The following is an 18,253-nucleotide window of genomic DNA, read 5'->3' on the forward strand; positions in this document are numbered from 1 at the left end:
TCCGCCGTACCCCGGCGGACCACCGCCCCGGTTCCGGTCCGCGATCAGAAAGATCGAAGACCGCGCCGGACAGCACAACCGGTCGCCGAGCCAGAAGGCCGACGTCCGCTCCAGGGAAGGACCCTTCGTGAGCGACACCACCGATCTGATGGGCGTGACTGCCGACAACAGTGTCGACACCGCCGCGCCCGCCGCAGGTGCTGCCACTGGCACCACCTCCCGGCGCCGCCGTTCCGGCACCGGCCTCGAGGGCATGGTCCTGGCCGAGCTCCAGCAGGTCGCTTCGGGCCTCGGGATCAGGGGCACCGCGCGGATGCGCAAGAGCCAGCTGATCGAGGTCATCAAGGAGGCGCAGGCCGCCGGAGGAGCCCCCGCGAAGGGCTCCGAGGCGAGCGGCGGCGCAGCCGAGACGAAGCCGAAGCGCCGCGCCGCCTCCAAGGCCCGTACGGGTGAGGCCGCCGCCGAGCCGAAGGCCGAGTCTCCCGCCGCCCAGCAGCAGATCGACATCCCCGGTCAGCCGGCCAGCGACGACGCCCCGGCGGGCGAGCGCCGTCGCCGCCGGGCCACTGCTCCCGCGGGCAGCCCGGAGGGCGACGCTGCCAAGGGCGAGGCGAAGGGCGACCTCAAGACCGAGGTCCGTTCCGAGACCAGGACCGAGGGACAGCCGGAGGCCAAGGCCGAGGCGGCCACCGAGACCGCCGAGGGCCGGCGCGGCGACGGCCGGCGCGACCGCGGTGAGCGCGGCGACCGCCGTGACCGTCAGCGCGACCGCCGCGGCGGCAAGGGCGACGACCAGCAGGGCGGCGGCCAGCGTCAGCAGCAGGGCGGCCAGCAGCAGCGGCAGGGCGGCGGCCCGCAGGACGACTTCGACGACGAGCAGGGCGGCCGGCGCGGGCGCCGCGGCCGGTACCGCGACCGCCGTGGCCGTCGAGGCCGCGAGGAGTTCGGCGGTGAGCCGCAGCTCGCCGAGGACGACGTGCTGATCCCCGTCGCGGGCATCCTCGACATCCTGGACAACTACGCGTTCATCCGGACCTCCGGCTACCTGCCCGGCCCGAACGACGTGTACGTGTCCCTCGCCCAGGTCCGCAAGAACGGCCTGCGCAAGGGCGACCACGTCACCGGCGCGGTCCGGCAGCCCAAGGAGGGCGAGCGCCGCGAGAAGTTCAACGCGCTGGTCCGTCTGGACTCCGTCAACGGCATGGCGCCCGAATCCGGCCGCGGCCGCCCGGAGTTCAACAAGCTGACCCCGCTCTACCCCCAGGACCGGCTCCGCCTGGAGACCGACCCGGGCGTGCTGACCACGCGGATCATCGACCTCGTGTCGCCGATCGGCAAGGGCCAGCGCGGTCTGATCGTGGCCCCGCCGAAGACCGGCAAGACCATGATCATGCAGGCGGTCGCCAACGCGATCACCCACAACAACCCCGAGTGCCACCTGATGGTCGTCCTCGTCGACGAGCGTCCGGAAGAGGTCACCGACATGCAGCGGTCGGTCAAGGGCGAGGTCATCTCCTCGACCTTCGACCGCCCGGCCGAGGACCACACCACGGTCGCCGAACTGGCCATCGAGCGCGCCAAGCGCCTCGTCGAGCTGGGCCACGACGTGGTCGTCCTGCTGGACTCCATCACCCGGCTGGGCCGTGCGTACAACCTGGCGGCCCCGGCCTCCGGCCGCATCCTGTCCGGTGGTGTCGACTCGACCGCGCTCTACCCGCCGAAGCGCTTCTTCGGCGCCGCGCGCAACATCGAGGACGGCGGCTCGCTGACCATCCTGGCCACCGCGCTGGTCGACACCGGCTCGCGCATGGACGAGGTGATCTTCGAGGAGTTCAAGGGCACCGGCAACATGGAGCTCAAGCTCGACCGGAAGCTCGCCGACAAGCGCATCTTCCCCGCGGTGGACGTCGACGCGTCCGGCACCCGCAAGGAGGAGATCCTGCTCAGCGGCGAGGAGCTCGCCATCGTCTGGAAGCTTCGCCGGGTGCTGCACGCGCTCGACCAGCAGCAGGCGATCGAGCTGCTGCTCGACAAGATGAAGCAGACGAAGTCGAACGCCGAGTTCCTGCTGCAGATCCAGAAGACGACGCCCGCGCCGGGCAACGGCGACTGACGTCACGTCATCGGCAACCGGACCGCCCCGTCACCCCGAAGGTGACGGGGCGGTCTCGTCTCGCCGGAGCCCCACCGTCCACTGGTCAACCGTCAGTTGACACGCGTATCATCGGCGGATCCGGGTGGGGGGGATCCACTGCGCGGCACCAGCCGAGGCCGGGGGGCCTCCTGACGCGTGCTGCCCACTAAGCCAGCTGTGCCCCACTGTCACCAGAGATTTCTCCGGTGGGGCGGTCGCGCTCTGCCGGGTCTACCCAAGGGGTTACCGAGTGCAGATACGCACCCGCGGTGGCCGGCACAAGCGCCGCATGAGACTCGCGGTACCTGCTGTCGCCGCCATCGTCGCGCTGACCGGCGCCGGCATCGCGATCACCGGCTCCGGGTCGGCCGAGGCCGGTGAGACACCGCAGATCACCGCCGAGCCGCAGAAGCCCGCGCAGCCGTCGCAGGGCGAGCTGCGAGGACGCGTGGTGGCGGCCATGAAGGCCGACGCCGAGAACGAGCGGTCCCTCATCGAGCAGCCCGACTCCGCCGCCGAGGGCACCCGCAGCGCACCGAGCGCCCGCATCATCGGTGGTTCCACGACCACCATCTCCACCGCGCCCTGGATGGCGCAGCTCTACTTCTCCGACGCCGAGGGCAGCTACTTCTGCGGCGGCGTCGTGATCGCCCCGACCAAGGTCGCCACCGCGGCGCACTGCGTCAAGGGCATCAAGTGGTACCGGGACGGCACGGTCGTCGTCGGCACCGACCGGACGCCGACCCAGAAGACCGACGGCTCCCTGGACCTCCACGGCGGCACCCTGCTCGGCGCCTACCGCCAGTGGCACCACCCGCAGTACAGCCCGTACACGGTCGACAACGACGTGGCCGTGCTGACGCTGACCTCGCCGGTGCCGTCCACGGTCAAGACGCTGCCGCTCGCGCAGCCGACCGACTCCGCGCTGTACCAGGCCGGCCGCGACGGCAAGGTGTACGGCTGGGGCCGCACCAGCTCCACCAACCCCAACAGCTCCTCGCAGACGCTGAAGGTCGCCGACGCCGACATCGTCTCCGACGCCTCGTGCGCCGCCGCGTACCCCGACGGCTTCATCAAGGGCCACATGGTCTGCGCCGGCGCCGCGCCCACCGGCGAGGACGCCACCAGCGAGACCACCTGCAACGGCGACTCCGGCGGCCCGCTGGTCGTCGGCGGCAAGCTCGCCGGCATCGTCTCCTGGGGCGACGAGGACTGCTCGGCCGCAGGCAAGTACGGCGTGTACGCCAAGGCGGCCACGTACTCCGCGCCGATCCAGTCACGCGTCGACGACGCCAACTGGAGCGGTGACCACACCGCGGACCTGCTCGCCCGCCGTGCCTCGGACAACTCCCTGTTCAGCTGGCACTCCAAGGTGACGAGCCTCACCCGTACCCACAACCTGGGCAACTTCCGCGGCGTCAACCTGCTGGTCCAGACCGACCTGGACCGGGACGACAACCAGGACCTGCTGTACCGCGTCGGCAACGGCGACGTGTACTGGGACCACTACGTGCCCGGCCCCGGAGGCACCGAGGGCGACTGGGCGTCCAAGCTCGTGGCCAAGGGCTGGAGCAAGCACAAGCACATCGTCGCCCCCGGCGACGTCACCGGCGACGAGCTGCCCGACATGCTCGCGGTCGACTCCACCGGCACCCTTCGCGTCTACCCCGGCAGGGGCAACGGCGGCTTCGCCGCGCCCATCAGGATCGGCTCGGGCTGGGGCGCCTTCACGATGGTCCGCGGCCACGGTGACTTCACCGCCGACGGCAAGCCCGACGTCTTCGCCCGCAAGAGCGACGGCAAGACCTACCTCTACAAGGGCACCGGTGTCGCTGCCCGGCCGTTCGCGACCCCCTTCCTGGTCGGCGCCTTCGGCGCCATGAACGCCATCGTCACCACCGGCGACGTCAACAGCGACGGCCATGCCGACGTCCTGACCCGCGACACCGCGGGCAAGCTCTGGCTCTACCCGGGCAAGGGCAACGGCCGCTTCAACGCCCGCGTCGCGATGGGCAGCGGCTGGCAGGCGTACAACCTGTTCGGCTGACCCCGCCCGCCAGGGGTGCGAACCTGGACAGAACCGGCGGAAGCCGCCGGGGCGTGATGGGACGTCCACCACACGCCCCGGCGGCGGTCCACGGCGAACGGGGCCCTCGGCCCCCGCCGCAGGCCGGAGCGTCACCGCAGGTCACCAAGGGCCTGTGCGTACCGACTCACCCTCGGTGCGCACAGGCCCTTCTCCATGCGTTTCTCCATGCGTTTCTCATGGACCTCTTAGGGGCGCGTGCAACCCTTCTTGCCACTCGCCGGTCTCACAGGTGGAGTAACAAAGCTTGACAGGGTGGATGAAACCGTGCCTGAAGACCGTGGCCGGGGGTAACGGGACCTACGAGGACTTGGGGAGCCATGGCGGACCAGAGCAAGGGCCGAATACGCGGTACGGGCAGTCGCCGTAAGCCGCCCACCGTGCGGCGCCGGGCCGCGACGCTCGCCGCATGGTCCGCGGCAGGGCTCGTGCTCGTCGGGGGATCGGGGCTCGGCTGGGTCTACCTGAAGCTCGACGGCAACATCCAGGGCGTCGACATCAGCGGCCAGCTCGGCACCGACCGCCCGGACGACGTCGACAACGGCTCCATGGACATCCTCGTCCTCGGTTCCGACTCCCGCGCCGGTGCGAACGGCGAGTACGGCAGGGACGAGGGCGGCGCCCGCTCCGACACGGCGATGATCGTGCACGTGTACGAGGGCCACAGGAAGGCCGCCGTCGTGTCCGTGCCCCGCGACACCCTGATCGACCGGCCCAGCTGCACCGACAGCCGGGGCGACGGCGTTCCCGGCGAGAGCCGCGCCATGTTCAACACGGCGTACGAGGTCGGCGGCCCGGCCTGTGCGGTGAAGACCGTCGAGAAGATCTCCGGCATCCGCATGGACCACTACGTGGAGGTCGACTTCACCGGCTTCAAGAAGCTCGTGGACGAACTCGGCGGCGTGGACGTCACCACCACCGAGGCGATCAGGGACTCCAGTAGCCACCTCGACCTCGAACCCGGCACACACACGCTCAGCGGGGAGCAGGCCCTCGGGCTGGTGCGCACCCGCAAGGCCGTCGGCAACGGCAGCGACCTCGGCCGGATCCAGCTGCAGCAGGCCTTCATCAAGGCGCTGATCCAGCAGGTCAAGGACATCGGTGTGTTCAGCAACCCGAAGAAGCTGTACGACCTCGCCGACACCGCCACCAAGGCGATCACCCCCGACTCCGGGCTCGACTCCGTCCAGGAGCTCATCGGCTTCGCCAACGGCCTCAAGGGCCTCGGGCCCGCCGACATCCAGATGATCACCATGCCGGTGGACTACGACAAGCGGGACCCGAACCGCGTCGTGCCCCTGGAGAAGCAGGGCGAGCAGGTCTGGACGGCGCTGCGCAACGATCTGCCCATCCCCGCCTCCGCCACCGAGGGCACCGCGGACGGGCAGGCCAAGGGCATCGTGAAGTAGCCGGTCGGACCGGCCAGGGGCGCGAGCCGCAGCCCGGCCCGGCAACCCGCGACCGGGCTCCGCAGCGGACCGGGACCACGGCCGAGCCGGCCCCGGGCGGGACCCGGCAGGCCGGGACGGCCGGGAATATCCGGCGGCGACCCCCGGTTTTGGGAGATGCGGCCGGTCCTGGCAGACTGGTACGTCGGCCCCGGTTCACGTCCGCGCATCCCGCGCGTGCGACCCGGCGCCCTCCCGAACCTAGGAGAAACCCTTGAAGCGCGACATCCACCCCGAGTACGTCGAGACCCAGGTGAGCTGCACCTGCGGCGCGTCGTTCACGACCCGTAGCACGATCCAGGGCGGCAACATCCGCGCCGAGGTCTGCTCCGAGTGCCACCCGTTCTACACGGGCAAGCAGAAGATCCTCGACACCGGTGGCCGTGTGGCCCGCTTCGAGGCCCGCTTCGGCAAGGCTGCCGGCTCCGCCAAGAAGTAGCGAGCCACTGCGCCGGTCTTCGGCTGCCCCTGCGCGGGCGGCCGGGACCGGCGCTTTGCCGTCTCTCCCGCAGCCACCCAGCCGTACGAGAACCAGGAGCCTTCGATGTTCGAAGCGGTCGAGGAACTGGTCGGCGAGCACGCCGGCCTCGAGAAGCAGCTCGCCGACCCTTCGGTCCACGCCGACCAGGCGAACGCGCGCAAGCTCAACAAGCGGTACGCCGAACTGACCCCGATCGTCGGCACCTACCGCTCCTGGAAGCAGACCGGGGACGACATCGAGACGGCCCGTGAACTCGCCGCGGACGACCCGGACTTCGCCGCCGAGGTGAAGGAGCTGGAGAAGCAGCGCGAAGAGCTCACAGAGAAGCTGCGGCTGCTGCTGGTGCCCCGCGACCCCAGTGACGACAAGGACGTCATCCTGGAGATCAAGGCGGGCGCGGGCGGTGACGAGTCCGCGCTGTTCGCCGGCGACCTGCTGCGGATGTACCTCCGCTACGCCGAGCGCGTCGGCTGGAAGACCGAGATCATCGACGCCACCGAGTCCGAGCTCGGCGGCTACAAGGACGTCCAGGTCGCCGTGAAGCTCAAGGGCAACGCGACGCCGGAGCCCGGCCAGGGAGTCTGGGCGCGCCTGAAGTACGAGGGCGGGGTGCACCGGGTGCAGCGGGTCCCCGCGACCGAGTCCCAGGGCCGGATCCACACCTCCGCCGCCGGCGTCCTCGTGACCCCCGAGGCCGAGGAGATCGACGTGGAGATCAACCCCAACGATCTGCGCATCGACGTCTACCGCTCCTCCGGCCCCGGCGGCCAGTCCGTCAACACCACGGACTCGGCCGTGCGCATCACGCACATCCCGACCGGAGTCGTCGCCTCCTGCCAGAACGAGAAGAGCCAGCTCCAGAACAAGGAGCAGGCCATGCGTATCCTGCGCTCCAGGCTTCTCGCGGCGGCCCAGGAGGCTGCCGAGCAGGAGGCGGCGGACGCCCGACGCAGCCAGGTCCGCACGGTCGACCGCTCCGAGAAGATCCGTACGTACAACTTCCCGGAAAACCGCATCTCGGACCACCGCGTCGGCTTCAAGGCGTACAACTTGGACCAGGTGCTCGACGGAGAACTGGACGCCGTGATCCAGGCCTGCGTCGACGCCGACTCCGCCGCGAAGCTCGCCGCGGCGTAGTCCGCGACACCCCGAACAGCCCCGCCCAGCCCGGAGGACCAGCGTGCAGTCGCTCCCCGGGGGACGACCCCGGTACCCCCGCTCCTTGCTGCTTGCCGAGGTGGCCCAGGCCACCCAGCGGCTGGCCGACGCCGGCGTGCCCTCACCGCGCTTCGACGCGGAGGAGCTCGCCGCGTTCGTCCACGGCGTGAAGCGCGGCGAACTGCATATGGTCAAGGACGCGGACTTCGACGCCCGCTACTGGGAGGCCGTCGCGCGCCGCGAGGCCCGCGAGCCGCTGCAGCACATCACCGGGCGCGCCTTCTTCCGCTATCTGGAGCTCCAGGTGGGCCCAGGCGTCTTCGTGCCGCGGCCCGAGACCGAGTCGGTCGTCGGCTGGGCCATAGACGCGGTGCGCGCCATGGACGTCGTGGAGCCGCTCGTCGTCGACCTGTGCTCCGGCTCGGGCGCCATCGCGCTGGCCATCGCCCAGGAGGTGCCGCGCTCGCGCGTGCACGCCGTGGAACTGTCCGACGACGCGATCGGCTGGACCCGGAAGAACGCCGAGGGCTCCCGGGTCACCGTCCACCACGGTGACGCCCTCGCCGCCCTCCCCGAGCTCGACGGCCAGGTCGACCTCGTCATCTCCAACCCGCCGTACATCCCCCTCACCGAGTGGGAGTACGTGGCGCCCGAGGCGCGTGACCACGACCCCCAGATGGCCCTCTTCTCCGGTGAGGACGGCCTCGACACCATCCGCGGCATCGAGCGCACCGCGCATCGGCTGCTGCGCCCGGGCGGTCTCGTCGTCGTCGAGCACGCCGACACCCAGGGCGGCCAGGTGCCCTGGATCTTCAACGAGGAGGCGGGCTGGGCGGACGCGGCCGACCACCCCGACCTGAACAACCGACCGCGCTTCGCGACGGCCCGCAAGGCGCTGCCGTGAGCGCGCGAAGGTCCCGGCCGGCCCGGGACCGCGCACGACCGGCCGTCGACGCCCGCCCGAGCGGCTCGGTGGGGGTCCCCCCGGCCGGCGGCCGGGGGAAGAACCGAGTGACCGAAAACGAGGAGGCCCGCTGATGGCTCGGCGATACGACTGCAACGACGCGACGGACCGCACCACCGGCCTGCGCGAAGCGGCCTCGGCCGTCCGCCGCGGCGAGCTCGTCGTGCTGCCCACCGACACCGTCTACGGCATCGGCGCGGACGCCTTCGGCTCCGAGGCCGTCGCCGACCTGCTGGCGGCCAAGGGACGCGGCCGCAACATGCCCACCCCGGTCCTCATCGGCTCCCCGAACACGCTCCACGGTCTGGTCACCGACTTCTCCGAGCAGGCGTGGGAGCTCGTCGACGCCTTCTGGCCCGGTGCGCTGACGCTCGTCGCCCGGCACCAGCCGTCGCTCCAGTGGGACCTCGGGGACACCCGCGGCACCGTCGCCATCCGTATGCCGCTGCACCCGGTCGCCATCGAACTGCTCACCGAGGTCGGCCCCATGGCCGTGTCGTCCGCGAACCTGACGGGACATCCGGCACCCGAGACCTGCGACGCCGCGCAGGACATGCTCGGCGACTCGGTCTCCGTCTACCTCGACGGCGGCCCGACGCCCGGCAACGTGCCGTCCTCGATCGTCGACGTCACGGGCAAGGTGCCGGTCCTGCTGCGCGCGGGCGCCCTGGAGGCGGACGAGCTCCGCAAGGTCGTACCCGACCTCGAGGTGGCGCCGTGACCGGAGCGAACAGCCGGGGGCCGGCACAGTGACCGTCCCTGAGGGGCGTGGCATAGAAGGTACGGCCGCCGTCAGCGGCACATTCCGGATCCTCCACGTCAGCACTGGCAACGTCTGCCGCTCGCCGATCACCGAGCGGCTGACGCGGCATGCCCTGAGCCACCGGCTGCGCGACCCCCTCGCCGGAGGGCTGCTCGTGGAGAGCGCGGGTACCTGGGGCCACGAGGGCGCACCCATGGAGGCGAACGCCGCGACGGTCCTCACCGACTTCGGCGCGGACCCCAGCGGCTTCACGGGGCGCGAGCTGCTCGACGAGCACGTCATCCGGGCGGACCTGGTGCTCACCGCCACCCGCGACCACCGTGCGCAGGTCATCTCCATGGGCCATTCCGCGGGCCTGCGCACGTTCACACTGAAGGAGTTCACCCGGCTCGTCCGGGCGATAGACCCGGCGACCCTGCCGGACCCCGACCACGACGGTGTCGTCGAGCGGGCCCGGGCCCTGGTGCGGGCGGCCGCGGCACTGCGCGGCTGGCTGCTGGCGCCGAGCGCGGAGGCGGACGAGGTCTACGACCCGTACGGGGGGCCCATCACCTTCTTCCGCTCCATCGGCGACGAGATCCACCAGGCGCTCGACCCCGTGCTGACGGCGTTGACGGGCGTCCCGGCAGCCCGCCGCTGAGGGACTGCGGCGGGGCGGGCGCTTCCCACGCTCTCGTCGTATGCGCCTGAGGTGCTTGCCGGGGTGCGCGCGGTCCTGTCGTATCCGCCTGACGTCCCCGTCACCCTGTCCGCGGTCTCGTCGCACCGCCCACGGGTGGGCCGGCCGGCCCCTGTCCCGTGCCGGGGCGTTTCGGCCGGTGGCCGACGCTCACGCCTCCGGACCCATCCCGGTGCCCCGTCCCCGCGCGCACCCGGTCCGGAGCGCCGGACCCCACGACGTCCCGGCGTGGTCGCCCCTCGTCCCCGGTCGTCCCGGTCGGCGTACGCGGCGGCGCGCCGAACGCCGCACGTCCCTGCCGCCGGGCGGCGGCCGGTCACCGGACAGGCAGCCGCGGGGCCGGTGGGCGGTGGCGAGGGCCGGACGGCCGAGCGGGGCGGATCCAGGCCGCCGGACACCGGGCGGCCATGTCCGCCCGGGCCTACATTGGAGGGGCCGTACACCCCAACGTGAGGCCGGGAGACCACGATGCCGGTCAGTACCCCCGCACCCGCCCGCACTCCTGCCACGCCCGCCGACCTCGACGTCCTGCGCCGCCAGGACCCCGAGATCGCCGAGGTCGTACTCGGTGAGATGGCCCGGCAGGCCGACAGCCTCCAGCTGATCGCCGCGGAGAACTTCACCTCGCCCGCGGTCCTCGCGGCGCTGGGCTCCCCGCTCGCCAACAAGTACGCCGAGGGCTATCCCGGGGCGCGCCACCACGGCGGCTGTGAGTTCGTCGACGCCGCCGAGCGGATCGCCATCGACCGCGCCACCGCCCTCTTCGGCGCCGACCACGCCAACGTGCAGCCCCACTCCGGCTCCTCGGCCGTCCTCGCGGCGTACGCGGCGCTGCTGCGGCCGGGGGACACCGTCCTCGCGATGGGCCTGGCCTTCGGCGGGCACCTCACACACGGCTCACCGGCCAACTTCTCCGGCCGCTGGTTCACGTTCGTGCCGTACGGAGTCGACGCGGAGTCGGGCCTGCTCGACCACGAGCACATCCTCAGGCTCGCCCGTGAGCACCGGCCGAAGGCGATCGTCTGCGGCTCGATCTCCTACCCCCGGCACCCCGACTACGCCGTGTTCCGGGAGATCGCCGACGAGGTGGGTGCGTACCTCATCGCCGACGCGGCGCATCCGATGGGCCTGATCGCCGGGGGAGCGGCCCCCAGCCCGGTCCCGTACGCGGACGTCGTGTGCGCCACGACGCACAAGGTGCTGCGCGGTCCGCGCGGCGGGATGATCCTCTGCGGCAGCCATCTGGCGGAGCGGATCGACCGGGCGGTGTTCCCCTTCACCCAGGGCGGTGCCCAGATGCACACGATCGCCGCCAAGGCCGTGGCTTTCGGCGAGGCGGCCACCCCGGGGTTCGCCGGCTACGCCCACCACGTCGTGGCCAACGCCAGGGTCCTGGCGGAAGGGCTGGAGGCGGAGGGCTTCGCGGTCACCACCGGCGGCACGGACACCCATCTGATCACCGCGGACCCGGCGCCGCTGGGTGTGGACGGCCGCACGGCGCGCGGCCGGCTCACCGCCGCCGGGATGGTGCTCGACACCTGTGCGCTGCCGTACGGCGACGGCCGCGGCATCCGCCTCGGCACCGCGGCCGTCACCACCCAGGGCATGGGCGAGGCCGAGATGGCGAGGATCGCCGTGCTCTTCACCACGGCGCTGCGGGCGGAAGGCGAGGAGATCCACCGCGTTCGCGAAGAAGTGCGGGAACTGGTCGGGAGATTTCCGCCGTATTGAGGGTAGAAGCGAGGGCCCTGCAACCGTCCGGGCCGCTCGTATGTCCTCAAGCATGTGGCCAACGAAGCTAGGGTGTGGGGCTGAGATGGCCAGCGATTCCTCTGGGGCAGCCCGTGCGTGATTACCTGCTGACGCTCTGTGTCACGGCTGCGGTGACCTACCTTCTGACCGGACCGGTGCGGAAGTTCGCCATCGCGACCGGAGCGATGCCGGAGATCCGGGCCCGCGACGTCCACCGCGAACCGACGCCGCGGCTCGGCGGCATCGCCATGTTCTTCGGCCTGTGCGCCGGCCTTCTCGTCGCCGACCATCTGAGCAATCTCAACAGCGTGTTCGAGCTGTCCAACGAACCGCGTGCGCTGCTCTCCGGCGCCGCGCTGATCTGGCTGATCGGTGTGCTGGACGACAAGTTCGAGATCGACGCCCTGATCAAGCTCGGCGGCCAGATGATCGCCGCGGGTGTGATGGTGATGCAGGGTCTGACGATCCTGTGGCTGCCGATCCCGGGCGTCGGGACGGTCTCCCTGACCCAGTGGCAGGGCACGCTGCTGACGGTCGCGCTGGTCGTCATCACGATCAACGCGGTGAACTTCGTGGACGGCCTGGACGGCCTGGCCGCGGGCATGGTGTGCATCGCGTCCGCGGCGTTCTTCCTGTACGCGTACCGGATCTGGTTCGGCTACGGGATCGAGGCCGCGGCTCCGGCGACGCTGTTCGCCTCCGTCCTGATGGGCATGTGCCTGGGCTTCCTGCCGCACAACATGCATCCGGCGCGGATCTTCATGGGCGATTCGGGGTCGATGCTGATCGGCCTGGTCCTGGCCGCGTCCGCGATCTCGGTCACCGGCCAGGTGGATCCGGACGCGCTGAAGCTGTTCGAGGGAAGCACCCGGCAGGCCACCCACGCGGCACTGCCCGTCTTCATCCCGCTGCTGCTGCCGCTGACGATCATCGCGATCCCCGTGGCTGACCTGCTGCTGGCGATCGTCCGCCGGACCTGGAAGGGCAAGTCGCCCTTCGCCGCCGACCGCGGCCATCTCCACCACCGGCTGCTGGAGATCGGGCACTCGCACAGCCGCGCGGTGCTGATCATGTACTTCTGGTCGGCCCTGATCGCGTTCGGCGTGGTCCTGTACTCGGTGCACAGCGCCTCGATGTGGATCGTCTTCGCGATCGTGGTGCTGAGCTTCGTGGGTCTGGTGCTCCTGCTGCTGCCGCGCTTCACCCCGCGGGCGCCGCGCTGGGCGGAGTCCTTCGTCCCGCCGCGCTACCGCCGCCGTCCGCGCCCCGTGGCGCCGGCGCCGCCCACGGCACCGGGTCTCCCGGCCGCCACGGCACCGGACCCCACCGACCCCGCCGACGCGGCCGCCGTGGACCCCGACGAGCAGCGCATCCCGGTGCCCGCGGGTATCAACGGTGCGACGGCGATCGGGGCGCGCTCGCGGTTCACGGCGGCGAGGAAGTAGCCGTCAACAGACGCGTGGTGCGATCGGCCACACAATGTGACGAACGGAGTGTGCCGATGGCGGACCGGGGCGGCTCCTCCTTGCGCCTGCGGGTCCACGGTTCTCGCGCTCCACGTGTCGCGGGATGCCGGTAGCCAGGCACATTCAAGGCCATTACCAGACAAAGTGGTCTACCGTCATGCACACACGCGCGGCCTCACTCTCATGTGTGAGAGTTGGCACACCAGCGGGTAAAGACCTATTCAAATAGTTTGTGATACGGTTCACGAGAACCGGAGACAGAGCCGGGAGGCCGCAGTGCGACGGTCTCCTCGGTGCCCGAGACCCACCTCGGACCGGATCTACGCTCGTCCTTGACGACACCAGTGCCCCCACCACCCCGCGGAGCCGCCGCCATGCCGTCCAACGACGTCCGGACCCTCCTGCAGACCGTCGTGCCCACCGCTGCCGTCGGCGTGATCGCCGCGATCGTCAGCGGTGTGCTCGCCGGCGGCAAGGGGGCCCTCGGCGCGGTCGTCGGCACCCTGGTGGTCATCGTCTTCATGGGGATCGGGATCGTCGTCCTGCAGAGGACGGCGAAGCACCTCCCGCAGCTGTTCCAGGCGATGGGCCTGATGCTCTACACGACCCAGTTGCTCGTGTTGTTCATCTTCGTCGCCGCCTTCAAGGACACCACGCTGTTCAACCCCAGGACGTTCGCGGCCTCCATCGTCGCGTCGACGCTCGTCTGGGTGGCCGCACAGGCCCGTGCCCACATGAAGGCCAAGATCCTCTACGTCGAACCGGAGCCGTCGGATCCCCGCAAGGGCGAGAAGACGGGGCCGTCGACGTGACGGGTAGGGCCGGGATAAGTGCGCGTTCGAGAAACTGCTATCGTCCGGTGCCAACTGCGGCACTGCGGGCGCGGGCATCTGAGCTGACGCCTGCTCGATCGCGAGGCCTCGATGCCTGACCGCCGCCCCCACATCCGAAACACCAGTCCGGTGCCGACTCGCGGCTGCGCGCCGCGCCGACACAACGAGGTTGCCGAACCCATGCGTCACGCCGAAGGAGCCCGCGGTGAGTGCTGAACAGACCACGCTCGCCTTTGACTGGAGCTGCCGCATCATGGCCGACAACGGCTGTGGCTTTCCGGCACCGGGCCTGCACTCCTTCCTCTTCCAGCCGATCGCCACCGTCGGCGGCTTCGAGTTCAACAAGGTGATGCTGCTCGCGCTGCTCACCACGCTCGTCGTCGTCAGTTTCTTCTGGGTGGCCTTCGGTAGGGCCAAGGTGGTCCCGGGCAAGCTGCAGATGATCGGCGAGGCCGGCTACGACTTCGTGCGTCGCGGGATCGTCTACGAGACCCTCGGGAAGCGGGAGGGCGAGAAGTACGTCCCGCTGATGGTCTCGATCTTCTTCTTCGTGTGGATCATGAACATCTGGTCCGTGATCCCGCTGGCCCAGTTCCCGGTGTCGTCGATCATCGCGTACCCGGTCGTCCTCGCGGTGCTCGTCTACGTGATCTGGGTGTCGCTGACCTTCAAGCGTCACGGCTTCATCGGCGGCTGGAAGAACATCACGGGATACGACCCGTCGCTCGGCCCCATCAAGTGGCTGGTCTCGTTCATCGAGCTGTTCTCGAACCTGCTGGTCCGCCCGTTCACGCACGCGGTCCGGCTCTTCGCGAACATGTTCGCCGGTCACCTGATGCTGGTGATGTTCACCGTCGCCTCCTGGTACCTGCTGAACAGCTACATGATCCCGGCCGCCGGCGTCTCCTTCGCGATGACGATGGCCATGATCGTCTTCGAGCTCTTCGTCCAGGCCGTCCAGGCATACGTCTTCGTCCTGCTGGCCTGCTCCTACATTCAGGGCGCTCTCGCCGAGCACCACTGAGTCGTACCTCGCCCGCACCACCCCCCGAACGTCCGGTGGCCAACCCCCACCGGTCCGTGAATGAAAAGGAAGAATCAGCATGGCTGCCACTGAGACCCTCGCCGCTGTCACCGGTTCGCTCGGCTCCATCGGCTACGGCCTCGCCGCCATCGGCCCCGGTATCGGCGTCGGCATCGTCTTCGGTAACGGCACCCAGGCTCTGGCCCGTCAGCCCGAGGCTGCCGGCCTGATCCGTGCCAACCAGATCCTCGGCTTCGCCTTCTGTGAGGCGCTCGCCCTCATCGGCATCGTTATGCCGTTCGTGTTCGGTCGCTAATTCTCAGCTACCTGACACTTCTCGACGAAAGGCATTGATGTGATCGCCAACCTCGTTCAGCTGGCGGCCGGGGAGGAGCAGAGCCCGCTCCTTCCCCCGGGCCCCGAGCTGCTCGTCGGCACGATCGCCTTCGCCATCGTCTTCTTCTTCCTCGCCAAGAAGCTCCTCCCGAACATCAACAGGGTTCTGGAAGAGCGCCGCGAGGCCATCGAAGGCGGCATGGAGAAGGCCGAGGCGGCCCAGGTCGAGGCCCAGAGCGTGCTCGAGCAGTACCGCGCTCAGCTCGCCGAGGCCCGTCACGAGGCCGCGCGTCTGCGCCAGGAGGCCACGGAGCAGGGCGCCGCGATCATCGCCGAGATGCGCGCGGAAGGCCAGCGGCAGCGTGAGGAGATCGTCGCCGCCGGTCACGCCCAGATCGAGGCCGACCGCAAGGCCGCGGCGTCCGCGCTGCGCCAGGACGTGGGCAAGCTCGCCACCGACCTGGCCGGCAAGCTGGTCGGTGAGTCCCTCGAGGACCACGCCCGCCAGAGCCGCGTCATCGACCGCTTCCTCGACGAGCTCGAGGAGAAGGCCGAGGCTGCCCGATGAACGGAGCGAGCCGCGAGGCACTGGCCGCCGCACGCGAGCGTCTCGACGCGCTGACCGACAGCACGTCGGTCGACGCGGCGAAGCTCGCCGAGGAGCTGGTCGCCGTTACCGCGCTGCTCGACCGCGAGGTGTCGCTGCGTCGGGTCCTGACCGACCCGGCGCAGCCCGGTGAGGGCAAGGTCGAGCTGGCCGCGCGACTGCTGAGCGGTCAGGTGGGCGGCGAGGCCGTCGACCTGGTCTCCGGCATGGTCCGTTCCCGCTGGTCGCAGTCCCGCGACCTGGTGGACGCGCTCGAGGAGCTGGCGGCCATCGCCGAGCTCACGGCCGCGCAGAAGGCCGGCGCCCTGGACGACGTGGAGGACGAGCTGTTCCGGTTCGGCCGGATCGTCTCCTCCAACCCGGAACTGCGCGCCGCGCTGACCGACCGGACCGCCACGGCGGCCGCCAAGTCGCAGCTGGTCCGCAGCCTCCTCGGAGGCAAGGCCAAGGCCGGCACCGAGCGGCTCGTGGCCCGTCTCGTCACGGCCCCGCGTGGACGTAGCCTGGAAGCGGGACTCGAGTCCCTCTCCAAGCTCGCCGCCGGACGCCGGAACCGGACGGTCGCCGTGGTCACCTCCGCGGTACCGCTGTCCGACCGGCAGAAGCAGCGCCTCGGAGCCGTACTGGCGAACGTGTACGGCCGCGAGATGCACCTGAACCTGGACGTGGACCCCGAGGTCCTCGGCGGGATCTCGGTGCGGGTCGGCGACGAGCTGATCGACGGGACGGTCCTGGACCGCATCGCCGAGGCGCAGCGCCGTCTCGCGGGCTGACCGGCCACCAAGTCAAACAAGAATTGCTAGAGCGGCCCGGTTGGGCCGCAGAGGATTCCTGGGGGTCCCGCGGCGCGAGCCGTCATGGACACAGCCCCAGACCCCCAAAGAAACTTCGGGCCCAACAAGGAGAGCAGGGAACCCAGATGGCGGAGCTCACGATCCGGCCGGAGGAGATCCGGGACGCGCTGGAGAACTTTGTCCAGTCGTACAAGCCGGACGCGGCCTCGCGCGAGGAGGTCGGTACGGTCAGCCTTGCCGGCGACGGCATCGCGAAGGTCGAGGGTCTTCCCTCGACGATGGCCAACGAACTGCTGAAGTTCGAGGACGGCACCCTCGGCCTCGCCCTCAACCTCGAGGACCGCGAGATCGGTGCCATCGTCCTCGGTGAGTTCAGCGGCATCGAGGAGGGCCAGCCGGTCCAGCGCACCGGCGAGGTCCTGTCCGTCGCCGTCGGCGAGGGCTACCTCGGCCGCGTTGTCGACCCGCTCGGCAACCCGATCGACGGCCTCGGCGAGATCGAGACCTCGGGCCGCCGCGCCCTCGAGCTGCAGGCCCCGACGGTCATGCAGCGAAAGTCGGTCCACGAGCCCATGGAGACGGGCTACAAGGCCGTCGACGCGATGACCCCGGTCGGCCGCGGCCAGCGGCAGCTGATCATCGGCGACCGCCAGACCGGCAAGACCGCCCTGGCCGTCGACACGATCATCAACCAGCGCGACAACTGGCGCTCCGGCGACCCGAAGAAGCAGGTCCGCTGCATCTACGTCGCCGTCGGCCAGAAGGGCTCCACCATCGCGTCCGTGCGCGGCGCGCTGGAGGAGGCCGGTGCCCTCGAGTACACGACGATCGTCGCCGCCCCGGCGTCCGACCCGGCCGGCTTCAAGTACCTGGCGCCGTACACCGGTTCGGCCATCGGCCAGCACTGGATGTACGAGGGCAAGCACGTCCTCATCGTCTTCGACGACCTGTCGAAGCAGGCCGACGCCTACCGCGCGGTGTCGCTGCTGCTGCGCCGCCCGCCGGGCCGTGAGGCCTACCCGGGTGACGTCTTCTACCTGCACTCCCGTCTGCTGGAGCGCTGCGCCAAGCTGTCCGACGACATGGGCGCCGGCTCGATGACCGGTCTGCCGATCGTCGAGACCAAGGCCAACGACGTCTCGGCGTTCATCCCGACCAACGTCATCTCCATCACCGACGGCCAGTGCTTCCTGGAGTCCGACCTGTTCAACGCCGGTCAGCGCCCGGCCCTGAACGTCGGTATCTCGGTCTCCCGCGTCGGTGGCTCCGCCCAGCACAAGGCCATGAAGCAGGTCTCCGGCCGACTCCGTGTCGACCTGGCCCAGTACCGCGAGCTGGAGGCGTTCGCCGCCTTCGGTTCCGACCTGGACGCCGCCTCGAAGGCCGCCCTGGAGCGCGGTAAGCGCATGGTCGAGCTGCTGAAGCAGCCGCAGTACGCCCCGTACCCGACGGAGAACCAGGTCGTCTCCATCTGGGCCGGCACCACCGGCAAGATGGACGACGTCCCGGTCGAGGACATCCGCCGCTTCGAGTCCGAGCTGCTCGAGTTCCTGCACCGCGAGCACAAGACGCTGATGACCTCCATCCGTGAGGGCGGCAAGATGTCCGACGACCTGCTGGAGAAGCTCGCCGAGGCGATCGCCGACTTCAAGAAGCAGTTCGAGACCTCCGACGGCAAGCTGCTCGGCGAGGACGCCCCGGCGACCGTCAACGTCTCGAAGTGACGAC

At 70.5% G+C, this 18,253-nt stretch carries 16 protein-coding genes; all 16 read left to right on the forward strand.

Features of this window, described 5'->3' with window-relative positions; genetic code table 11:
- Window positions 1–127: 127 nt before the first annotated feature.
- Window positions 128–2,113 carry a transcription termination factor Rho gene (rho, locus tag QMZ92_RS18385; RefSeq protein WP_283298459.1) on the forward strand — a complete coding sequence of 662 codons (1,986 nt, stop codon included), beginning with the start codon at window positions 128–130 and terminating at the stop codon, window positions 2,111–2,113.
- A 310-nt stretch (window positions 2,114–2,423) separates the two neighbouring features.
- Entirely contained in the window at window positions 2,424–4,181 is a 1,758-nt protein-coding gene (locus tag QMZ92_RS18390; protein WP_283298460.1) for a trypsin-like serine protease, read from the forward strand.
- A gap of 359 nt (window positions 4,182–4,540) precedes the next feature.
- Entirely contained in the window at window positions 4,541–5,629 is a 1,089-nt protein-coding gene (locus QMZ92_RS18395) for an LCP family protein (protein ID WP_283298461.1), read from the forward strand.
- Window positions 5,630–5,882: 253 nt separating this feature from the next.
- Complete coding sequence (gene rpmE / locus QMZ92_RS18400) at window positions 5,883–6,107, forward strand: 50S ribosomal protein L31 (protein ID WP_093662507.1); 225 nt, start codon at window positions 5,883–5,885, stop codon at window positions 6,105–6,107.
- A gap of 105 nt (window positions 6,108–6,212) precedes the next feature.
- The gene (gene prfA, locus QMZ92_RS18405) at window positions 6,213–7,286 is read left to right on the forward strand and encodes a peptide chain release factor 1 (protein ID WP_283298462.1); all 1,074 of its coding nucleotides are present in this window, start codon (window positions 6,213–6,215) and stop codon (window positions 7,284–7,286) included.
- 43 nt (window positions 7,287–7,329) lie between these two features.
- The gene (prmC, locus tag QMZ92_RS18410) at window positions 7,330–8,211 is read left to right on the forward strand and encodes a peptide chain release factor N(5)-glutamine methyltransferase (RefSeq protein WP_283298463.1); all 882 of its coding nucleotides are present in this window, start codon (window positions 7,330–7,332) and stop codon (window positions 8,209–8,211) included.
- 133 nt (window positions 8,212–8,344) lie between these two features.
- On the forward strand, window positions 8,345–8,992 hold the full coding sequence (locus QMZ92_RS18415; RefSeq protein WP_283298464.1) for an L-threonylcarbamoyladenylate synthase: 648 nt from the start codon (window positions 8,345–8,347) through the stop codon (window positions 8,990–8,992).
- A gap of 28 nt (window positions 8,993–9,020) precedes the next feature.
- The gene (locus QMZ92_RS18420) at window positions 9,021–9,674 is read left to right on the forward strand and encodes an arsenate reductase/protein-tyrosine-phosphatase family protein (RefSeq protein ID WP_283298465.1); all 654 of its coding nucleotides are present in this window, start codon (window positions 9,021–9,023) and stop codon (window positions 9,672–9,674) included.
- Between the two features lie 507 nt (window positions 9,675–10,181).
- The gene (gene glyA, locus QMZ92_RS18425; RefSeq protein ID WP_283298466.1) at window positions 10,182–11,444 is read left to right on the forward strand and encodes a serine hydroxymethyltransferase; all 1,263 of its coding nucleotides are present in this window, start codon (window positions 10,182–10,184) and stop codon (window positions 11,442–11,444) included.
- A gap of 113 nt (window positions 11,445–11,557) precedes the next feature.
- The gene (locus QMZ92_RS18430) at window positions 11,558–12,910 is read left to right on the forward strand and encodes an MraY family glycosyltransferase (protein WP_283298467.1); all 1,353 of its coding nucleotides are present in this window, start codon (window positions 11,558–11,560) and stop codon (window positions 12,908–12,910) included.
- Between the two features lie 395 nt (window positions 12,911–13,305).
- Window positions 13,306–13,743 (forward strand): Cg1360 family ATP-synthase-associated protein, encoded by a 438-nt coding sequence (locus QMZ92_RS18435; RefSeq protein ID WP_138053102.1) that lies wholly within the window; start codon window positions 13,306–13,308, stop codon window positions 13,741–13,743.
- A gap of 226 nt (window positions 13,744–13,969) precedes the next feature.
- Complete coding sequence (atpB, locus tag QMZ92_RS18440) at window positions 13,970–14,788, forward strand: F0F1 ATP synthase subunit A (protein WP_502962087.1); 819 nt, start codon at window positions 13,970–13,972, stop codon at window positions 14,786–14,788.
- A 79-nt stretch (window positions 14,789–14,867) separates the two neighbouring features.
- On the forward strand, window positions 14,868–15,104 hold the full coding sequence (atpE, locus tag QMZ92_RS18445) for an ATP synthase F0 subunit C (RefSeq protein WP_017949948.1): 237 nt from the start codon (window positions 14,868–14,870) through the stop codon (window positions 15,102–15,104).
- A 39-nt stretch (window positions 15,105–15,143) separates the two neighbouring features.
- Complete coding sequence (locus QMZ92_RS18450) at window positions 15,144–15,692, forward strand: F0F1 ATP synthase subunit B (protein WP_017949947.1); 549 nt, start codon at window positions 15,144–15,146, stop codon at window positions 15,690–15,692.
- Window positions 15,689–16,504: a F0F1 ATP synthase subunit delta gene (locus QMZ92_RS18455; RefSeq protein WP_283298468.1), complete on the forward strand. Its 816-nt coding sequence runs from the start codon at window positions 15,689–15,691 to the stop codon at window positions 16,502–16,504. The genes QMZ92_RS18450 and QMZ92_RS18455 overlap by 4 nt, the downstream gene beginning before the upstream one ends.
- 146 nt (window positions 16,505–16,650) lie before the next feature.
- Complete coding sequence (gene atpA / locus QMZ92_RS18460; RefSeq protein ID WP_283298469.1) at window positions 16,651–18,249, forward strand: F0F1 ATP synthase subunit alpha; 1,599 nt, start codon at window positions 16,651–16,653, stop codon at window positions 18,247–18,249.
- The last annotated feature ends 4 nt before the right edge of the window (window positions 18,250–18,253 follow it).

Origin of the sequence: Streptomyces sp. HNM0645 (genome assembly GCF_030056615.1) — a bacterium.
Classification (GTDB): Bacteria; Actinomycetota; Actinomycetes; order Streptomycetales; family Streptomycetaceae; genus Streptomyces; species Streptomyces marianii.

What these genes read in the sequence shown, in the direction of transcription:
- QMZ92_RS18415 (WP_283298464.1), top strand. Translation starts at nt 8,345, where the DNA reads ATGGCTCGGCGATACGACTGCAACGACGCGACGGACCGCACCACCGGC.
- atpE (WP_017949948.1), top strand. Translation starts at nt 14,868, where the DNA reads ATGGCTGCCACTGAGACCCTCGCCGCTGTCACCGGTTCGCTCGGCTCC.
- glyA (WP_283298466.1), top strand. Translation starts at nt 10,182, where the DNA reads ATGCCGGTCAGTACCCCCGCACCCGCCCGCACTCCTGCCACGCCCGCC.
- prfA (WP_283298462.1), top strand. Translation starts at nt 6,213, where the DNA reads ATGTTCGAAGCGGTCGAGGAACTGGTCGGCGAGCACGCCGGCCTCGAG.
- QMZ92_RS18435 (WP_138053102.1), top strand. Translation starts at nt 13,306, where the DNA reads ATGCCGTCCAACGACGTCCGGACCCTCCTGCAGACCGTCGTGCCCACC.
- atpA (WP_283298469.1), top strand. Translation starts at nt 16,651, where the DNA reads ATGGCGGAGCTCACGATCCGGCCGGAGGAGATCCGGGACGCGCTGGAG.
- QMZ92_RS18455 (WP_283298468.1), top strand. Translation starts at nt 15,689, where the DNA reads ATGAACGGAGCGAGCCGCGAGGCACTGGCCGCCGCACGCGAGCGTCTC.
- QMZ92_RS18390 (WP_283298460.1), top strand. Translation starts at nt 2,424, where the DNA reads ATGAGACTCGCGGTACCTGCTGTCGCCGCCATCGTCGCGCTGACCGGC.
- QMZ92_RS18395 (WP_283298461.1), top strand. Translation starts at nt 4,541, where the DNA reads ATGGCGGACCAGAGCAAGGGCCGAATACGCGGTACGGGCAGTCGCCGT.